The sequence below is a fragment of the uncultured Psychroserpens sp. genome, from assembly GCF_947501425.1.
In the GTDB taxonomy this organism is placed as follows: domain Bacteria; phylum Bacteroidota; class Bacteroidia; order Flavobacteriales; family Flavobacteriaceae; genus Psychroserpens.
Window position 1 is genome coordinate 246,819 of sequence record NZ_CANMVN010000005.1, and the last position, 19,285, is coordinate 266,103.

The 19,285-nt window shown below is 35.0% G+C and carries 15 protein-coding genes; 9 read left to right on the top strand and 6 right to left on the bottom strand.

What is annotated here, in order from left to right:
• Positions 1 to 3 precede the first annotated feature (3 nt).
• Positions 4 to 903, bottom strand: coding sequence for a patatin-like phospholipase family protein (locus tag Q0951_RS09595; protein WP_299336367.1), 900 nt, complete (start codon positions 901 to 903; stop codon positions 4 to 6).
• On the bottom strand, positions 903 to 2,894 hold the full coding sequence (locus Q0951_RS09600) for a M1 family metallopeptidase (RefSeq protein ID WP_299336368.1): 1,992 nt from the start codon (positions 2,892 to 2,894) through the stop codon (positions 903 to 905). The genes Q0951_RS09595 and Q0951_RS09600 overlap by 1 nt, the downstream gene beginning before the upstream one ends.
• Before the next feature lie 108 nt (positions 2,895 to 3,002).
• Here Q0951_RS09600 and recG point away from each other — a divergent pair, with 108 nt between their 5' ends.
• Positions 3,003 to 5,105, top strand: a complete 2,103-nt coding sequence (gene recG / locus Q0951_RS09605) for an ATP-dependent DNA helicase RecG (RefSeq protein ID WP_299336369.1) — start codon at positions 3,003 to 3,005, stop codon at positions 5,103 to 5,105.
• A gap of 105 nt (positions 5,106 to 5,210) precedes the next feature.
• Positions 5,211 to 5,945: a hypothetical protein gene (locus Q0951_RS09610; protein ID WP_299336370.1), complete on the top strand. Its 735-nt coding sequence runs from the start codon at positions 5,211 to 5,213 to the stop codon at positions 5,943 to 5,945.
• A gap of 88 nt (positions 5,946 to 6,033) precedes the next feature.
• Here Q0951_RS09610 and Q0951_RS09615 read toward each other — a convergent pair whose 3' ends face one another.
• Positions 6,034 to 7,125: a DUF2911 domain-containing protein gene (locus tag Q0951_RS09615; RefSeq protein WP_299336371.1), complete on the bottom strand. Its 1,092-nt coding sequence runs from the start codon at positions 7,123 to 7,125 to the stop codon at positions 6,034 to 6,036.
• A 155-nt stretch (positions 7,126 to 7,280) separates the two neighbouring features.
• Here Q0951_RS09615 and Q0951_RS09620 point away from each other — a divergent pair, with 155 nt between their 5' ends.
• Together Q0951_RS09620 and Q0951_RS09625 are read left to right on the top strand one after the other, a co-directional pair.
• Entirely contained in the window at positions 7,281 to 7,862 is a 582-nt protein-coding gene (locus tag Q0951_RS09620; RefSeq protein WP_299336372.1) for a tRNA-(ms[2]io[6]A)-hydroxylase, read from the top strand.
• A 30-nt stretch (positions 7,863 to 7,892) separates the two neighbouring features.
• Positions 7,893 to 8,477 (top strand): TlpA disulfide reductase family protein, encoded by a 585-nt coding sequence (locus Q0951_RS09625; protein WP_299336373.1) that lies wholly within the window; start codon positions 7,893 to 7,895, stop codon positions 8,475 to 8,477.
• Here Q0951_RS09625 and Q0951_RS09630 read toward each other — a convergent pair.
• On the bottom strand, positions 8,464 to 9,696 hold the full coding sequence (locus tag Q0951_RS09630; protein ID WP_299336374.1) for a peroxiredoxin: 1,233 nt from the start codon (positions 9,694 to 9,696) through the stop codon (positions 8,464 to 8,466). The genes Q0951_RS09625 and Q0951_RS09630 overlap by 14 nt on opposite strands.
• 201 nt (positions 9,697 to 9,897) lie before the next feature.
• On the opposite strand from Q0951_RS09630, the gene pheT reads away from it, so the two are divergent.
• Positions 9,898 to 12,324 (top strand): phenylalanine--tRNA ligase subunit beta, encoded by a 2,427-nt coding sequence (pheT, locus tag Q0951_RS09635; protein WP_299336375.1) that lies wholly within the window; start codon positions 9,898 to 9,900, stop codon positions 12,322 to 12,324.
• Between the two features lie 45 nt (positions 12,325 to 12,369).
• On the opposite strand, the gene Q0951_RS09640 is transcribed toward pheT, so the two are convergent.
• Positions 12,370 to 13,653 (bottom strand): ammonium transporter, encoded by a 1,284-nt coding sequence (locus Q0951_RS09640; protein ID WP_299336376.1) that lies wholly within the window; start codon positions 13,651 to 13,653, stop codon positions 12,370 to 12,372.
• A gap of 160 nt (positions 13,654 to 13,813) precedes the next feature.
• Here Q0951_RS09640 and Q0951_RS09645 point away from each other — a divergent pair, with 160 nt between their 5' ends.
• Complete coding sequence (locus Q0951_RS09645) at positions 13,814 to 14,665, top strand: phosphatase PAP2 family protein (protein WP_299336377.1); 852 nt, start codon at positions 13,814 to 13,816, stop codon at positions 14,663 to 14,665.
• On the opposite strand, the gene Q0951_RS09650 is transcribed toward Q0951_RS09645, so the two are convergent.
• The gene (locus Q0951_RS09650) at positions 14,666 to 15,376 is read right to left on the bottom strand and encodes a flavodoxin family protein (protein ID WP_299336378.1); all 711 of its coding nucleotides are present in this window, start codon (positions 15,374 to 15,376) and stop codon (positions 14,666 to 14,668) included.
• 151 nt (positions 15,377 to 15,527) lie between these two features.
• On the opposite strand from Q0951_RS09650, the gene tpx reads away from it, so the two are divergent.
• The 3 genes from tpx to Q0951_RS09665 all read left to right on the top strand — a co-directional run bounded on the left by tpx (position 15,528) and on the right by Q0951_RS09665 (position 19,243).
• Positions 15,528 to 16,028 carry a thiol peroxidase gene (gene tpx / locus Q0951_RS09655; protein WP_299336379.1) on the top strand — a complete coding sequence of 167 codons (501 nt, stop codon included), beginning with the start codon at positions 15,528 to 15,530 and terminating at the stop codon, positions 16,026 to 16,028.
• Between the two features lie 84 nt (positions 16,029 to 16,112).
• Positions 16,113 to 16,481 (top strand): diacylglycerol kinase, encoded by a 369-nt coding sequence (locus Q0951_RS09660; RefSeq protein WP_299336380.1) that lies wholly within the window; start codon positions 16,113 to 16,115, stop codon positions 16,479 to 16,481.
• Between the two features lie 356 nt (positions 16,482 to 16,837).
• Positions 16,838 to 19,243 (top strand): DNA translocase FtsK, encoded by a 2,406-nt coding sequence (locus Q0951_RS09665; protein WP_299336381.1) that lies wholly within the window; start codon positions 16,838 to 16,840, stop codon positions 19,241 to 19,243.
• Positions 19,244 to 19,285 lie beyond the last annotated feature (42 nt).

A 19,285-nucleotide genomic window follows, 5' to 3' on the forward strand; every position in this document is an offset into this window, starting at 1 on the left:
TTTTTATTCTAAAATCACCTCATCTTTATGCTTTTCTTTAGCATAAGAATAACCTTGTTCCCACCACTTAACCATTAACGGCTTACTAAAGATTAGTGAGTTTTCAGTTAAGCTGGTTGGCGTGTAGTATAAATTCAGCTTGACTCCTCTATTCTTAGCTGCAAGTTTTCCAATAACGATATCATTTTTCTCCACCTGATCTAATAAGTGTCCAAATAAATTCATCATTAAAGAAAATGGGTTCTTACCCAAAACTTTTGTGCGCTCCATTTGTTCCGCCTCTAAAACAATAGCATCAACCTCAGTAGCGCCTCTAAGTATAGCCTCTCTAATTGGAATCACACATCCCAAACCTCCATCAGCATACTCGTAACCATTAACTTTAGCTAAAGACATAAACGGAATGTAATTACAAGAAATCCAAATCCAATTGCAAAACTCTTCATAGGTGTGATCATTTATTGATTTGTATTCTACCCTATTCAAAGAGAGATTAGATACCGTAACCACGACATCCTCCTTAGACTCCCTAATTCTGTTATATTCTTCTCTGGTGAAATTTCGCTTAATGTTCCGTCTTAAGGCTTTACTCTCACCAAAGGTCCGTTTCATTCTAATAAACTGCCAAAGCGAGTTTACAAAATCAATGGACACATACTCTCTATCCCCTTTTTTACGTTGTACAAATGGACTAATACTAAAAATATCATGCTGTTGTACATTGGTGAAAATACTGTAGAGTTTACCAATATCATTTACAGCTAAATGCGGCACAAGCAAACTCCCTGTCGATGTTCCCAAAAACATATCATAATCGCGACCCAGACCTTCAACTAGATATTGCGCTACACCACCTGCAAACGCACCTTTACTCCCACCTCCAGATATGACTAATGCTCTCATTAATCTGTTTTAAGTTTATCAATTAATATTTTATAATTCAAATCACTCTCCAACTCAGCCAACAATGTTTTTGCAAATTTTGCGAAACGCCAATTATGATGCTTTGTAGCCTGAATCAGACTCTTCATGGATTCAATCTCAAAACCTCCAAGTAGTTTTAAATAATTGAACGCATTCATCCGTAATTCAAAATGATGCTCAGGCAAGCTATAACCGATCAACTCATTTAAAACCTTCAATTTTTGCTGCGACTGATATTCGGGAGTGTTTAAATGTAAAGCCATCCAGAGCAATTTCACATTATAATCATTAAAACCTATAATATCCTTGGTTTTCTGTAAATATTTCGAGCGTTCCTCTGGAAAATTAACCCATAAGTTGTATAAAGCCACCTCTACAGTTGCATAAGATTCATCATTTAATAGGGATTCATATTCAGATTTTAAGTTCAATGGAATCTTATCCACATATCTGGCAATAGCCTGCCTCACCTCCAAACCATTTAGAAATGTATCTGTATGTATTCTATCAGGAATTTGACTGATCACTTTTACTTTAGCTTTATCTGAAATGTTAGACGAAACATACTCCGTACATTTTGATGTAAACACCTCACAATCTACCATAAAATATTCCTGCATGAAAGCAGATTGCTCTAAACTAGTAACCATTGCATCCTCAGGAAGTTTGACCTCCAACAACCAATCGTTAACGAATGCTGTTAAATCCTGTCCGCTAGCCGTTTCAACTTCAGATACAAAATCATCAGTCTCTACATTACTAAACTGATACTTCTCTAAATAAGCTTTTACAGCTGTTTTAAAAGCCTGATCACCAACTTGCTCTCTAAGGACATGCAAAGCCCAGGCTCCTTTCTTATAGAAGGTCGCGCTAGTGGACTTGGGATCTAACAACGATGTACTCTGACCAGCTTTTTCCTGAGCAATTAGTTCCTGAGCATTTTCAAATAATTGCCAATAATAATGATCATCACCAAAAATATGACGTTCTGCTAGTAATGCGTAATAAGTTGCAAAGCCTTCCTGCAACCAATGATGCTCGCCAGACTTGGCAGTCACTAAATTTCCAAACCATTGATGTGCTAATTCATGTGCATTTACCGTAATGTAGTTTTTATCATTAAAAGCCGTCGAATCTACCACAAAACTATCTGAAAAAATCGTCAGACTGGTATTTTCCATTCCGGAGTAGAGAAAATCCTTTACAGGAATCTGTTTGTAATTTTGCCATGGATAAGCAAACCCGATCTCCTCTTCTAAAAAGTCAAACATTTGCTTCGTGTAGCGATACGTTGGCTCAACTTTAAGCGAATCTTTGGGATAGTAATAATACACTAACGGAATCCCGCTTTTTGAAATCGCAGTTTTCTTATCATATTTACCAATAGCTAAGGCTGCCAAATAGCTAGACATGGGCTTTTTCATATCATAATACCATTTTGTGTAACCATCCGAAAACTCTTTATTGACCAACTCGCCATTGGCTACCACTTCATAATCGCTATCATAAGATACAGTGAGATCAAATTCTATTTTATCATTGACATCATCTATACTCGGCAACCAATTGCTGGTATACTTCCCTTGTCCTTGGGTCCAGATTTGATCATCAACAAAGTAGATTGCTTTTTTAGGGTAAGAAAAATAGATTAATTTAAACTCGTATATAGAATCCTTGACCAATTTATCTGTGAAATTCAAAACTAAGCGATTATTATGGTAATTATGCCGCGTTCTGAAATTACTATCATGTATTTCATAATGATCAATTGTATTCCTTACATCTAGGTAGACTGAATCTGTTTTCTTTAGTATCTTAAATTTATATATAGCAACACCACTTACTTGTTTGGCTTCAGAATCAAAACGCAGATCAGCTTTTACCGACATAAAATCCACATACTCAGTTTGCTGAGCCATCAGATTTCCGAAGACAAACAAAAGAAAAAAAAGACACAAAAATCGTTTCATATACAGGTTTAATCAAAGATGAGACCAAAATACAATATTTACCAGCAAAGAAAAAAGTTACACGTCTTAGAGATTAGAATTTAACTTAGAATTAATTAAATTCGCTCTATGAGTGTCAACCTTCAAACTCCTATTGATTACCTTAAAGGCGTTGGTCCTAACCGGGCTGACCTACTTCGTAGTGAGTTGGGTATTCATACCTATCAGGATTTGATCAATCTTTTTCCTAATCGCTACTTGGATCGCACTAAATACTATAAAATTAGTGAGCTACAACGCAATAGCTCCGAAGTTCAAGTAGTTGGAAAAATTACAGGTTTTAAGGAAGTTGCTCAAAAACGAGGAAAACGTCTGGTTGGTAAATTTCAGGATGACACAGGAACACTGGACTTAGTTTGGTTTCGTGGACAAAAATGGATTCGTGACAGCATAAAACTAAATACACCTTATGTCATCTTCGGAAAAGTCAACTGGTTTAACGGCGTCTTCAATATGCCACATCCAGAGTTAGAATTGTTGAGTGATCATAAAAACAATTTACGATCATCCATGCAAGCCGTGTATCCCTCGACCGAAAAATTATCAAATAAAGGCATTACCAATCGCGTGATGACTAAAATCATGCAAAGTCTGTTTTTAGAGACTAAAGGAAAGTTCTCTGAGACCTTACCTGAACATCTCATTTCTGAACTCAAATTATTATCAAAAAATGATGCACTCTTTAATGTTCATTTTCCTAAAAATCAGGAGCTATTATCACGTGCTGAATTTCGGTTAAAATTTGAAGAATTATTTTACATTCAACTCCAACTTATTTTAAAGAATCTAATCCATAAATCTAAAATTAAAGGATTCCCTTTTGAATCGGTTGGCGATTATTTTAACACCTTTTACAAACACCATTTACCTTTCGATTTGACCAATGCTCAAAAACGGGTTATCAAAGAAATCAGACACGATTTAGGAAGCAATGCACAAATGAATCGATTATTACAAGGTGATGTTGGATCAGGAAAGACCATAGTAGCGTTCATGTCAATGTTAATGGCGCTTGACAACGGTTTTCAAGCCTGCCTAATGGCTCCTACTGAAATTTTGTCAGTTCAACACTATACAGGATTACTTGAATGGTCTAATAAATTGAATATCAGAATACAAATACTTACAGGTTCAAGTACTACTTCAGAAAGACGAAACATTCACGAATCTTTAGAAAATGGCGATTTACAAATCCTAATTGGGACACATGCTTTACTTGAAGATAAGGTGAAATTCAAAAATTTAGGCCTCGCAATTATTGATGAACAACATCGTTTTGGTGTCGCGCAACGATCAAAATTATGGAAAAAAAACACCTCTCCTCCACATATTTTAGTAATGACTGCAACTCCAATTCCAAGAACCTTAGCCATGTCAGTTTATGGTGATTTAGACATCTCAATTATTGACGAATTACCACCTGGACGACAAGCGATAAAAACGGTACATCGATACGATTCGAATCGCCTAAAAGTTATGCGATTTATGCGTGATGAAATTACTAAAGGCAGACAAATTTATATTGTGTATCCGCTCATTCAGGAAAGTTCAGCTTTAGACTACAAAGATCTCATGGATGGCTATGAGAGTATTGTTAGAGAATTTCCGCAGCCCGATTATCAGATTTCAATTGTTCATGGTAAAATGAAAGCGGCTGATAAAGATTATGAAATGCAACGTTTTGTAAAAGGCGAAACCCAAATCATGGTTGCTACTACAGTCATAGAGGTTGGTGTCAATGTTCCTAATGCCTCTGTAATGATTATTGAAAGCGCTGAGCGCTTTGGTCTATCGCAACTGCATCAGTTAAGAGGTCGTGTTGGTCGAGGCGCAGAACAAAGCTATTGCATTTTAATGACCAGCCATAAGTTAAGTCAGGACAGCAAAGTACGCCTTGAGACTATGGTGAGAACAAGTGACGGATTTGAAATTGCCGAAGTTGACTTAAAACTAAGAGGTCCTGGTGATATCATGGGCACGCAACAAAGTGGTGTCTTAAATTTAAAAATTGCTAATATTATTAAAGATAAAGACATCTTACAAAGTGCTCGCTATTATGCAAAACGCATTCTTGACAATGACCCATCACTTGGTTTCCCAGAACATAAAGTCATACTTAAAACGTACCGTGAGCTCAGCAAATACAAGAATATCTGGAATTATATTAGTTAATATTTTAAATCAAAATATATTTTAGCTAACTGTATAGATGGATATTAATTATTATATTAGTAAGCCTTGGAGCCGCTTACAGATTATTTAAAACCATTTTTTAATATGACTTCTAAACAAAAACAACTACTATTTACCATTATATTTATTGCCATTTTATTTTATGCAGACCCAGTTTATGCTGGTCCTGGAGGTGGAATTGCAAAAGCATTTTTTAAAACGTGGTGGGGAAAAGCAATATTAATTCTATTGACTATTATTTTTCTTCCGTTGATCATTTACATGAAAACTGTTGAATATTTCGCTGTAAGAAAAGCCAAAAAAGAGCTTTTAAAATTAGGCATGATCAATAAAGATTTTTCATGGTTAAATCTGGAGAAAAATATCACTAATGTATTCACCAGAGTATATATTGCCTGGAGCAAAGGAGACATGAAAGAAGTTTCAGAATACGTGAATCACTGGTATTGGCAAAACCAACAAACAGTCCACTTAGATAAATGGAAAGCAGAAAACCTAAAGAATGTTTGTAATCTTGAAAGCATAAGCAGCATTAAACCTTTGTATTTGGAAATATCTGAAGAAGATAATTTAGAAGGCTCTAAAATTGCTTTTAGCATCACAGCCAATGTGGAAGATTATTTAATCGACAGAGACACTAGAAGACCAGTTATTGGTAAGAAAGGTTACAGTGATGAAGAAAAAATCTGGATTATGGAATACACTGAAGGTAAATGGTTGCTAGACGATATTAGAGATGGAGACATGTCGCTTCAATTTGCTAAGCTTGATAACATTATTCCTGAAAGCATTGTTAGTCAGTCACTCCATAGAGCTTAAATATAGACAACAAAAAAAGCCCAACTTTTTAAAGTTGAGCTTAAAAACAAGTAAGTTTTTTGATTGATTTAGTTGATTGATGAACTTATTATAATGCACCTAATTCTTTTAAATGTTTTTCCGAATTAGCCTTGACATTTGCTGGCGGATTCATAGATAATACCTTTTTAAAGTTTTTAATAGCATTTTTCTTATCACCTATAATTTTATATGCTTCTCCTAAACTATCATATACATTAGGATTGTCAGGATCAAGCTTTACGGCTTTTTTAAAATAAGTCATAGCCTTATCGTTTTCTTTGAGATTAAGCATTTGATATCCAATAGCATTAAGCTGATTCGCATTAGCCATAGTAGCAGCTTCATCTACCGTAGCCATAAACTCTTCTGTTCTTCCTAGCTTATTGAGTATCTGTGCCTTGATTGCTAGATTATTAAATGTCTTCTGACTAAAAAACTGACCAGAAATGGCCTTGTTGATCCACTCTAAAGCTTCAGTAAGGTCTCCTCCATTATTCAATGCGAAATTTGCTGCTTGCTCCCAATTTTGTCTTTGAAATCCTGCTTGTCCCTTAGCTTTACTTCGGAAATCACTCAACACAATATCTGTGACATCAAAAGATATTTCAAAAGGAAACGCTTTTGTAGACCAGGCTAACGATGCTGTTGCTGAATTTGCTTGCACATCATCAAATGAAAAAGTAAGTAACTCATGATGCGGTACAGTGGTTGTCGTTATATTAGCTCTCAATGCATCATTATTCTTATCGTAGAAATAACTTCCCCAAGCATCAGAATCCTTTGATAAAATCAAAGTAGCCGTATTGTCTGGTTTAACTTCTAAGTGCAAACCATAAGTTCCTGCTTCTATTGTTTTACCTTCTACTTTCGCATCATGCGAGAAGGTTATAATCGTGTTTTCATTAGCTCCTGCTCTCCAAGGTGCTGCTTTGGAAGTACCAAAACCCAAGTCGTTCATTCCATAAGGCACTAATGCTCCCCAAATCTCACGACCTTTTACACTTGGTCTTGAATAAGTAATAGTAACATCAGACACACCAATTCTTTGAGATACTGTAGCTAGCTGACTCCCTCTTGGTGTATTAAGTTGAGCAAATGCATCCACACTAATTAATAGTATTGCACACATTAGCCATTGTGTGATTGTTTTGATTTTCATGATTTTGATTGTATTAGTTAAAATTCAATAAAAAGGTAGGAACAAATCAAATCGCTCTGTGTTACAGTCTTGTTAAAGAACTAGGCACTAATGTTAATTAACATATTTTAACCATAAATTATATAGCTATATTTACAAAAACTCAAATTATGAGCATGCTTCATCTTAAATTAGAAACTGACCCTCGTTGGGCAACCATAGCCGAAGATAATATAGAGGAAATCTTAACTGATCACGCTTGGTGTGAGCAAAAAGCAGCTACAAATGCCATTACAATAATCACACACAATCCACAATATGAAGATATGGTTACCGATTTACTGGAGTTAGCAAAAGAGGAACTTGAACATTTCCAAATGGTACATGAGATCATCAAAAAACGTGGTTATAAACTTGGTAGAGAACGCAAAGACCACTACGTCAATGAGCTTTATAAGTTTATGAACAAAGGTGGAAGCCGACTGCAAAGTATGGTAGATCGGTTATTATTTTCAGCAATGATCGAAGCTAGAAGCTGTGAACGCTTTAAACTACTGTCCAATCGTATCAAAGACCAAGAACTCTCTAAGTTTTATTATGACCTTATGGTTAGTGAAGCTGGACACTATACAACATTTATTGGCTTTGCTAGAAAATACGGTCAGCATATTGACGTTGATAAACGATGGAAAGAGCTCGTTGAATTTGAAGGCGAGCTTATTAAAAGCTACGGAAAATCAGAAACTATTCACGGATAATTTAAATGACAACATAACCTCTAAATCTCTATGACGATAAAACCTTTAATTTTCCTTCTTATATTCTTTTGTACAATAAGCACATGCATAGCCCAGACCACTACAAAGAAAACCTACACTAAAGAGGAAATAGAACAGCTTGATGCTACATATAAAGCTAAAAAGAAAAAGGACAAAGCTAAGAGAAAAGAACTAAACCAAACTACACTCACCGAACTCACATTAGAAGACATTAACGGAAACATCTATACGCTAGACGATTTAAAAGGAAAGGTAGTGGTGATGAACTTTTGGTTTATAAGGTGTCAACCCTGCGTTGCTGAAATTCCAGATCTCAATGAGTTAAAAGCAAAATTCAAAGGTAAAGATGTCCTCTTTTTTGCTGTAGCATTAGATACTAAACCAGCTTTAGAAGTGTTTCTAGAATCACATCCATTTGATTTCATCATAATCCCAAAAGGAGGTGCTTTGGCCAACCGCTTTAAAATCCCGCATTATCCTTTCAACATGATTATAGATCAAAATGGAACCATGCAATACGTGAGCGATGTACTCAGCTTAAATATTGTAAACCGTTTAAAACGTAGAATCAATGCTTTACTCAAAGAGCACTAGCACCTTCTTCTTCCAGTAGCTCACTAATAAATGTAGTAAATTCTTCTTGGAATTCGACAAACTTCTCTCCAGTTGCTGGTCCGTTAAAACCCGTATGTATCTTACGTACTTTCCCTTTTTTATCAATAAATATTGAAGTTGGATAAGACAGCACATGATTTAACATTGGTAACTTCTCCTGTGCTTCTGTCTTGCTTGAAGTTCCGTATTGTGCTAACAAAATTGGGTATTGAATCCCAATACCATCTTTCAAACGTTTAATACTTTGAAACGCTTTTTCTTCAGTCTTTGCGTATTCAAAAGCCAAAGCCACAAATTCGATATCTTTTTCGGCATTGGTATCATAAAATTCAGAATAATATTTGCTTTCATCTAAACAATTCGGACACCAGGTTCCCATGATTTGTACGACTACAACCTTGTTTTTAAATCGATCATCAGACAATGACACTTGGTTACCTTCGGCATCAGGAAATGTAAATTCCAGCGTGTCATAACCTTCATTTAAGAACGTTAAATCATTGGCGTCAGGCAATTCATAAGACGCATTTCTTTTAGCTACAAATGGCTCTTCCCAATGGTTTCCAGAATAGAACATTCCATTCATTGTACTATCAGTAACTTTAGCAGTAAATAAAAAAGCATGAGCACCATCAAAAGTAGATAATTTCATTGTGTCTCCATCCATCACTCCTTCAAGATATCTGTAATCGCCTGTAGTTGTTCTAAATGTTCCTGTTACACTCTGACCTTCTTGCCTAAAAATACCTTTTGCAATATATCTATCGGCTTCATTATTTGGACTAAATACTGTTTCCCAGTTTCCAGATACATCAGCATTAGCTGTTTGATTTTGTAATTCAAAGCGAGTTTCCTCACCAAATCTGGCTGTAAAGGGCACAACACGATCCAAACTTTCTTTAATAAAGTTACCTTTAAGTGTTCCGTTTTTTAGAACCGCTTCAATATATCCTTCAAATACAGGTGCTTTAAAAACAATAGTATCATTTGAGTAGTTGATATCTGTAACCATGATAGCTTCATCTGCATTGAAGATTTTGAGAGCATCACGAGAGGTCACCTCAAAATTAAATGGCAACACTTCGGTCTCTGTAACCTGTAATTCTGCTCGCCAAACACCTTCTGCCAGAGCTTTAGGTCGATTAACATTACAACTCATAACGAACATTACAATTGGTAATAGAAGTATTTTTTTCATAGTAGACATCAAATTAAAATAGTGTAGTCTCAACAAAGATATAATTCTTACAAATATTAGCTATTTCTAACTCATATATCGTTAAGAGTTTTATAAATGTTCTATTTCAGTAAAAAAATCAGAATTTCAACTAATTTTTATGAAAATCAAGACCTTGAAATTATTAGTATTATTATCTTTGGCAATTGATAAAATAAGACAATGAAGATATCATATAACTGGCTAAAACAGTTTTTAAAAACCGATTGGACTGCTGAAGAAACAGGCGAATTATTAACTGATCTCGGATTAGAAATTGAAGGTATAGAAATATATCAATCTGTTAAAGGTGGCCTTGAAGGTATTATTGTAGGTGAAGTTTTAACTTGTGATCAGCATCCAAATGCAGATAGATTAAAAGTAACTACAGTAAATATTGGTGCTGATGAACCACTACAAATTGTATGTGGTGCTCCAAATGTAGCTGCTGGTCAAAAAGTACCTGTAGCAACAATTGGAACTACATTATACACTGAAACTGGAGAGGCTTGGAAGATTAAGAAAGGAAAAATTAGAGGAGAGGAAAGTCATGGAATGATCTGTGCCGAAGATGAATTAGGTCTAGGTAAATCACATGATGGTATCATGGTTTTAGATGAAAAATTAGAACCTGGAACACTAGCTGCAGACATTTTTGAGATTGAAAATGATCATGTTTTTGAGATTGGATTAACACCAAACAGAGCTGATGCTATGAGTCATTACGGAACGGCTCGTGATCTTAAAGCCGGTCTCTTACAAAAGGATATCAATACCGAATTAATCACACCTTCTGTAAGTTCTTTTCATGTGGATAGTAGACCCTTAAAAATTGATATTGATATCAAAGATTACGATTTGGCTCCACGCTACTGCGGACTTACAATTACTGGAATAAAAGTTGAAGATTCACCTGCTTGGTTACAACATCGATTAAAAGCTATTGGTCTGGCTCCAAAAAATAATATTGTTGACATCACTAATTACGTACTACATGAATTAGGTCAACCATTACATGCTTTTGATGCTGCAAAAATTTCAGGAAACAAAGTAGTGGTTAAAACCTTACCTGAAGGCACAAAATTTACTACACTTGATGAAGTAGAGCGTGAATTAAGTGCTGAAGACCTTATGATTTGTGATGACGAAAAACCAATGTGTATAGCTGGTGTTTTTGGTGGCATAAATTCTGGAGTTACTGAAAACACAACTAGTATCTTTTTAGAAAGTGCTTACTTCAATCCTGTAAGCATTAGAAAAACTGCCAAACGTCATGCCCTTAATACAGATGCGTCTTTCCGCTTTGAAAGGGGTATCGATCCAAATATTACAGATTATGCACTTAAACGTGCTGCGCTTCTTATTTTAGATATTGCAGGTGGTGAAATCTCAAGTGATCTTATGGACTTTTATCCGAAGAAAATTGAAGATTTTCAGGTTCGTTTAAGTTTTGAAAACGCTAAAAAATTAATTGGTGAAGAGATTCCTAAGGAAACTATAAAGAGCATATTAACCTCTCTTGATATAAAAGTAAATAATGTTACTGAAGCAGGATTAGGTCTAACCGTTCCAGCCTACAGAAATGATGTGCAACGCGAAGCAGACGTTATTGAAGAGATCTTGCGTGTCTATGGCTACAACAACATAAAAACTACTGAAAAACTGAATGCATCGATTTCTAATACCTCAAAATTTGAAGATTACAAGCTTCAAAATGTCATTGGAAATCAGTTAGCCGCTCAAGGATTTTTTGAAATAATGAGCAATTCACTAACCACACCTAAATACATTGAATTAAGCACACAGCTTAAAGAAGAACACAACGTAGAAATGCTCAACCCGTTGAGTAATGACCTTAGTGTTATGCGACAAAGCCTATTGTTTTCAGGTTTAGAAGCAGTTAGCTACAATATCAATAGAAGACGTGATAATCTGAAATTATATGAGTTTGGTAAAACCTATCATAATTATAATGATAGTCGCGAGGAATACAAACACCTCTCTATTTTTCTGACAGGAAATAAGAATACGCAACGATGGAATGCTCCTATACAAAAGAGTGATTTCTTTTATATGAAGGGCATAGTAAATAGTACTTTAGAGCGCTTAGGCATTTCAAGATTCAAGGTCTCTCCTATCAAGAATGATGTATTTAGCGAAGGTATTAGTTTATCATTAGGAAAAACTAAACTGGTAGATTTTGGCATCATCAACAAGAAGGTATTGAAACACTTCGGAATATCACAGGAAGTACTTTATGCCGATTTCAACTTGGACAATGTCTTGGACATGTCAAAACATAATGATATTAAATTTAAAGACATTCCAAAATATCCTGAAGTTCGTCGTGATTTCGCCTTGCTACTAGATGACAATGTCACTTTTGAAGATATAGATAAGATTGCTGTACAAACCGAAAAGAAGCTTCTAAAAGATGTTGACTTATTTGATGTTTATCAAGGAAAAAACCTTCCAAAAGGCAAGAAAAGTTACGCTGTAAGTTTTACCATTCAGGATGAACATAAAACACTAACAGATAAGCAAATAGACAAGATTATGAATAAGCTACAAGCCAATTTTGAAAAACAGCTTGGAGCAGAACTTCGATAAAACAAAAGCCTTTTCAAATTGAAAAGGCTTTGTTTTGCTATTAATCTACTCTACGTTTTCACCATGTTGAGACAGATCGAGGCCTCTTAACTCCTGATCTTCTCTAACACGCAAGGGCAAAGTAATATCAACTATTTTAAAAAGCAACAGACTTCCGAAGAATGTAAATACTGCTACTCCAACCAAAGCAATCATATGATGTGTAAATGTTGATGTCTCTCCATAGATGAGTCCGACATCCTTTGCCAATACGCCTGTGAGAATCATACCCACTATTCCACCAACTCCATGACTAGGAAACACTTCTAATGTATCATCAATTTGAGATTTTTTATTTAGCTGAATTGCCATATTACTGACAATAGCTGCTACAAAACCTATAAAAACACTCTGTCCAATAGTTACAAAACCAGCAGCTGGAGTTATTGCCACTAAACCAACAATTGCTCCAATACAAGCTCCAAGAGAGGACATTTTACGATTATAGAAGCGTTCATAAAATAGCCAGGTAATCATACTGGTAGCAGACGCAATATTAGTATTAGCAAAAGCAATTACAGCATCTGTGTTAGCACCAAGAGCTGACCCTGAATTAAAGCCAAACCACCCAAACCAAAGCAAACCAGTTCCAAGAATCACAAAGGGAATGTTTGCAGGTTTCTCTATGGTATTTCGACGTTTCCCTAAGTATATAGCTCCAGCCAATGCGGCCAAACCAGCAGACATATGAACTACTGTTCCACCTGCAAAATCCAACACATCCCAATTACGTAATAAACCATCTGGATGCCACGTCATATGAGCTAAAGGAGAATAAATGAAAATTGAAAATAATACCATAAACAGTATGTAACTTCTAAAACGTATACGTTCTGCAAAACTACCAGTAATCAAAGCAGGAGTTATTATGGCAAATTTGAGTTGAAAAAGTGCAAACAATAAGAAAGGAATGGTTTCTGCAAAATCAGGGTTAGGTGACACAGAGACATCTTTAAAACAAAAGAATGTTCGCGGATCTCCAATAACACCATAAAGACTATCTCCAAACGCCAAACTAAATCCAATAATAACCCATAAAACACTGATAACGCCAAGAGCAACAAAACTTTGTAGCATTGTTGATATAATACTCTTTTTGTTTACCATACCACCATAAAAGAAAGCTAATCCAGGCGTCATTAAAAACACTAAAGCTGAAGCCACTAACATCCATGCAGTATCTCCACTATCTATAGCATCAACATTGCTTAAAATTTGATATTCCGTTCCGCAGAAAAGCACTAGCATAACCAAAATAGCTAGCGCAATAAAGTTCATTTTTTTTCCCATGATCAACTTGTTACAAACCAAATGTAAAAAATGAAGTCGATATTTTTTCTCACAAAATGAATTTCAGTATTAGTTTTATGATTATCACAAAAATCACCTAGTAAAATTATGATAACGATAATATTTTCTATTTTTGAGTTTCCAAAACCCTAAGACATTTTTGAATAATAGAATCTTAATTACAGTGGTATTGATGGTTTGTTTTGCAACTTCATCAAACGCACAAATACTAGAGACAACTAAACCATCTGATTCAGCAGGTGTATGGCAACTTTTGAAGTATGATGCCAAATTTACTATTAAAGGTGTTGGACATTCACTAACGCGTCCACTGCACTGGAAGAGTGATGATTTTGGAAAACTGGGTGTTCTATTTTTTGGAACAGCTGCACTTAGCTTAACAGATGAACCCATTCGTGATCTCTCACAAATTAATAAAGATAAATTTCCAAAAGTCTTGAGAGATTTTGGCTGGTATTTTGGTAATCCTCAAAATTACTTTTTAGCTAATGCTGGATTATACACTTTTGGTTTAATCACCAAAAACGAAAAAATCAGAAAAGCGAGTGTGCTTATTATTTCGTCTTCAATTACAACAGGTTTAATTCAATCCATTGGTAAATCTGTAGTTGGTAGAGCACGTCCAGGTTCTGGTTTTGATAACTACACATTTAATCCGTTTTCAGGAGAAGCCACCTTTCGGTCTTTTCCATCAGGACATACTGCATTAGCAATAACTATGGCACACTCTGTGGCTAAGCAATTTGAAAATCCATGGATAAAAGCTGGCATTTACACCATTGGTTCCATTCCTCCTATTTCGCGTATAATTGATGATGCCCATTGGATTACTGACATTGCATTTAGTACAGCCATTAGTATTATTGTTGTTGATAGTATTGATAAGTTCTTGTTTGAAAAAGATGCTTATGATTATCCGAAGAAAAAGAAGCAGATCTCGTGGAACTTAAGATTTAGTACAAATCAAATTGGTATTGTTGGTACTTTTTAATCATCTGTATTCTGGATTTTCAAAATTCCAACGCTTTCCATTATCCCACGCTTCTCTTGAATTCCCCAAAGCAGGATAACCTTTATTAATCTTAAGCATTTGAGCAAGATGCATCAAATTGTAGGTCATGAATGTTGTGTTTCTGTTTGTAAAATCATTGTTTTTAGCATTAGATTCTTCATCGAGATAACTTGGCCCAGGACCAACCTCTCCAATCCATCCGCAATCTGCCTGTGGAGGTATTGAATACCCAATATGTTGCAATGCATATAATAATCCCATAGCACAATGTTTTACGCCATCTTCATTTCCTGTAATGATGCAGCCTCCAACTTTTCCGTAAAATAAATATTGTCCTTTTTCATTTTGTTTTCCACTCATAGCGTACAATCGCTCTATAAGTTTGGTAGCTACAGATGAGCGTTCTCCTAACCAAATAGGAGTTCCAATTACTAAAATGTCTGCGTCAAAAATACGTTTAAATAATTCTGGCCATTCGTCTGAAGCATAACCGTGTTCTGTCATATCAGGATACACTCCAAAGGCTACATCGTGATCAATAAATCTAATTTCATCTACAGCAACCCCTTCTCTCTTCATTATAGCCATAGAGACATCCATAAGTCCCTTTGTATGACTCTCACGTGGTGATTTTTTTAGTGTACAATTAATATATATTGCTTTTAAAGTTGTAAATTTTGGATTGTTCATGATGTATATTTTTAAAATCATACTTAAAATAATCATATTAGAGCAACTCCTCAAAAAGCATGTGTTAAACTATTGCAAAATATTATTCAGACCTTACCAATAAGATTGAAATAATCCTTAATTTTAACATTCATAAAAAAACAAAAAAAACATGGCTACAGTTACATTAGGCGGAGATACAGTGCATACCTCTGGAACCTTACCATCAGTTGGAACACCTGCACCAAATTTTAAATTGACAGCAACTGATTTATCATCAAAATCGTTAAGTGATTATGCTGGACATCATTTAGTATTGAATATTTTTCCTAGTGTAGACACAGGAACATGCGCGCAATCTATTAGAGAATTTAATAAAGCAGCAAGTAGTTTAGATAACACTAAAGTGTTGTGTATTTCCAAAGATCTTCCTTTTGCCATGGCTCGTTTTTGTGGTGCTGAAGGCCTAGACAATGTTGAAAGTCTGTCAGATTTTAGAACTGGTGAGTTTGGAAGAGCTTACGGACTTGATTTTACAGACGGAGCATTTGAAGCACTACTATCAAGATGTGTTGTAGTTATTGATTCTGAAGGCAAAGTAACTTACACTGAGCAAGTCCCTGAAATTGCTGATGAGCCAAATTATAAAGCGGCATTAGACGCTTTAAAATAACAACAACTCAATTATAAAGCGGCATTAGACGCTTTAAAATAGTAACAACTGAAATCTTATGGTTACTCACAATGCCTCAAACTAATGGCAAAAAAAGAATCTTTCCTTATTAACAGATTGAAAAGTGTTGGTTACGCTTTTAAAGGTGCTCTATATTTAATAAGAACAGAGGCAAGTATTAAAATTCAGGTATTTTGTGCTATTGTAGTCACCATAGCTGGATTTTATTTTGATATTTCCAGAACGGAATGGTTATTTCAAATTGCATTTATAGGTCTAGTAATGAGCATGGAAGGTGTCAACACCGCTATTGAATATATTGCCGACTTTGTCCATCCAGATAGACATGATAGTATAGGTAAAATAAAAGATATAGCTGCAGGAGCAGTTTTTATTGCCGCTATTTCAGCAGCTGTAGCAGCTTTAGTAATTTACATTCCTAAGATTTTCTGAATCAATTGAGAGTTAGGATACTTTAATTAGTAAAGTGGTGGTCTCAAAATTTAGGAAGCAATATACAACACCTTAGATTTGGAGCTTCGTTAGAAGTATTTAAAAAAGGTGATGATTACTACTCACTTCCTAAATCTATTATGTAAAAGGTTGACAATGCAAATGTATCATATACACTACACGACGCTAAAAAGCATATGGATAAATACATGTAATGATTACTGTAATAATTCACATAATTCAATGTCTTTACTAAAAAGATGCATGAAATCAAAAAAGCTTAGATCAAATTTAAAACATCTCTCTAGGATAAACGTTAGTAATTTGTATTTTTGTTTCATACTAATAACCCTTTAATGGCGAAGAAAAAGACTAAGACAAAGAGTAAAGCTAAAACCACGCCTAAACTTAAAAAACCAAGCTTTAAATTATCAAGTCAGCAAAAACTGATATTTGGTAGTTTATTAATTATTCTTGGTGTTTTGATGTTCATTGCTTTTCTATCCTTTTTCTTTACCGGTAAAGCAGATCAAAGTACGCTTTCAGAAATTGCTTCCCGAGATGTTGAGGCTGAAAATTGGCTGAATAAATTAGGTGCTTGGATAAGTGACCTTTTTATAAACAGAGGTTTTGGTGTTGCTTCATTTATATTTTCTGGTCTATTATTCTTATCAGGAATTTACATCACCTTAGATATCAATAAAGCGCGCTTAAGACGTCACTGGATCTGGGGCACACTCATTGTTATCTGGTTGTCAGTATTCTTTGGTTTTTTCTCTCATAAATTCGACGCTCTTGGCGGAACAATAGGTTTTGAAATGAATTCATTCTTCCAAGACTACATTGGTAAGATTGGTACAATTCTACTTTTAATATTTGTCCTTATAACATATATGGCTATTCGTTTTGGCGTCAATGGTGACACTTTTGTCAAGTTATTCAAACGTGCAAAGAGTGATATTAAAAATGAGATGAACACTTCTGAAGACAACAGCACTACTTTTGCAGTAGATAATGATCTCTCTGCCGAAGCCGAAGACATCAAATCTGCTTTTGAACTTAATGTAGAAGACACCAAACCTGTAAAAGAGACCACTAAACCAAAACCTAAATTAGATACAACACCAGAACCAGAATTAAAAGTTGAAGCGACCAAAGATCAAAAGAAGGATCCAGATTTGGATATAGAGATTAAGACTATAGAAGAAGAAGTTTCTGAAACCGATAATCTTTCAGGAAAACTTGTTGAAGACTTTGGGCAATTTGATCCAACCTTAGAGTTGAGCAAATTTCAGTTTCCTCCTCTAGATCTCTTAAAAAAATATGATACTGAAGGTATAACTATCAATCAGGAAGAACTCGAAGAAAACAAAAACCGAATTGTAGAAACACTTAACAACTACAAAATTGGTATTGCGAGTATCAAAGCAACTATTGGACCTACTGTCACACTTTATGAGATCGTACCAGAGGCTGGTGTTCGTATTTCAAAAATCAAAAACTTAGAAGATGACATTGCTTTATCTTTATCGGCTCTAGGTATTCGTATCATTGCACCTATTCCTGGAAAAGGAACTATTGGTATAGAAGTCCCTAATAAAAATTCGACTATTGTATCAATGCGTTCTGTGATTGCTTCTCAGAAATTTCAAAAATCTGAAATGGAATTACCGATTGCCTTTGGAAAGACCATTAGTAACGAAACCTTTGTTGTAGATCTGGCTAAAATGCCTCACATGCTAATGGCTGGTGCTACTGGACAAGGTAAATCGGTTGGATTAAATGCAGTACTTACATCCTTATTATATAAAAAACATCCAGCAGAAGTTAAATTTGTATTAGTCGATCCCAAAAAGGTAGAATTGACATTATTCAATAAAATCGAACGTCATTATCTAGCTAAACTACCAGATAGTGAGGAAGCTATTATAACAGACAATACTAAAGTGATCAATACTCTAAATTCGCTTTGTATTGAAATGGATAACCGTTACGAAATGCTAAAGAATGCTATGTGTCGTAACATTAAAGAATACAATACTAAATTTAAAGCTCGAAAATTAAATCCAAATGACGGTCATCAATTCCTTCCTTATATTGTATTAGTCGTTGATGAGTTTGCCGATTTAATCATGACTGCAGGTAAAGAGGTAGAAACTCCTATTGCACGTCTGGCGCAATTAGCTCGTGCTATAGGTATTCATTTAATCATTGCAACGCAACGTCCTTCGGTTAATGTTATTACAGGTATTATAAAAGCTAATTTCCCAGCGCGAATTGCATTTAGGGTGACTTCAAAAATTGATTCCCGAACCATTTTAGATGGCTCTGGAGCTGATCAGTTAATTGGTCGTGGTGATATGTTATACACTCAAGGAAATGATATTACACGTATACAATGTGCCTTTGTTGACACACCTGAAGTAGAAAGAATTACTGAATTTATTGGCGGACAAAAAGCTTATCCTGAAGCACATATACTACCAGAGTATGTTGGTGAAGAAAGTGGCACAAGTCTTGATAATAATATTGAAGATAGAGACAAGTTGTTTAGAGAAGCTGCTGAAATTATAGTTACAGCCCAACAAGGATCTGCTTCTTTATTACAACGGAAACTCAAACTAGGATACAATAGAGCTGGACGCTTAATTGACCAATTAGAAGCCGCAGGTATTGTAGGTGGTTTTGAAGGCAGTAAAGCACGTCAGGTACTAGTACCAGACTTAGTAGCTCTTGATGAATTATTAGCAAACGAGACATAACTTAATTTTTTATAGTTCCGCGAAAGCGAGATAAACAAAATA

Coding starts and splice junctions, on each gene's coding strand:
- Q0951_RS09650 (WP_299336378.1), bottom strand. CDS start 15,376: ATGAACAATCCAAAATTTACAACTTTAAAAGCAATATATATTAATTGT.
- pheT (WP_299336375.1), top strand. CDS start 9,898: ATGAAGATATCATATAACTGGCTAAAACAGTTTTTAAAAACCGATTGG.
- Q0951_RS09665 (WP_299336381.1), top strand. CDS start 16,838: ATGGCGAAGAAAAAGACTAAGACAAAGAGTAAAGCTAAAACCACGCCT.
- tpx (WP_299336379.1), top strand. CDS start 15,528: ATGGCTACAGTTACATTAGGCGGAGATACAGTGCATACCTCTGGAACC.
- Q0951_RS09660 (WP_299336380.1), top strand. CDS start 16,113: ATGGCAAAAAAAGAATCTTTCCTTATTAACAGATTGAAAAGTGTTGGT.
- Q0951_RS09600 (WP_299336368.1), bottom strand. CDS start 2,894: ATGAAACGATTTTTGTGTCTTTTTTTTCTTTTGTTTGTCTTCGGAAAT.
- Q0951_RS09610 (WP_299336370.1), top strand. CDS start 5,211: ATGACTTCTAAACAAAAACAACTACTATTTACCATTATATTTATTGCC.
- Q0951_RS09595 (WP_299336367.1), bottom strand. CDS start 903: ATGAGAGCATTAGTCATATCTGGAGGTGGGAGTAAAGGTGCGTTTGCA.
- Q0951_RS09615 (WP_299336371.1), bottom strand. CDS start 7,125: ATGAAAATCAAAACAATCACACAATGGCTAATGTGTGCAATACTATTA.
- Q0951_RS09620 (WP_299336372.1), top strand. CDS start 7,281: ATGCTTCATCTTAAATTAGAAACTGACCCTCGTTGGGCAACCATAGCC.
- Q0951_RS09630 (WP_299336374.1), bottom strand. CDS start 9,696: ATGAAAAAAATACTTCTATTACCAATTGTAATGTTCGTTATGAGTTGT.
- Q0951_RS09625 (WP_299336373.1), top strand. CDS start 7,893: ATGACGATAAAACCTTTAATTTTCCTTCTTATATTCTTTTGTACAATA.
- recG (WP_299336369.1), top strand. CDS start 3,003: ATGAGTGTCAACCTTCAAACTCCTATTGATTACCTTAAAGGCGTTGGT.
- Q0951_RS09640 (WP_299336376.1), bottom strand. CDS start 13,653: ATGGGAAAAAAAATGAACTTTATTGCGCTAGCTATTTTGGTTATGCTA.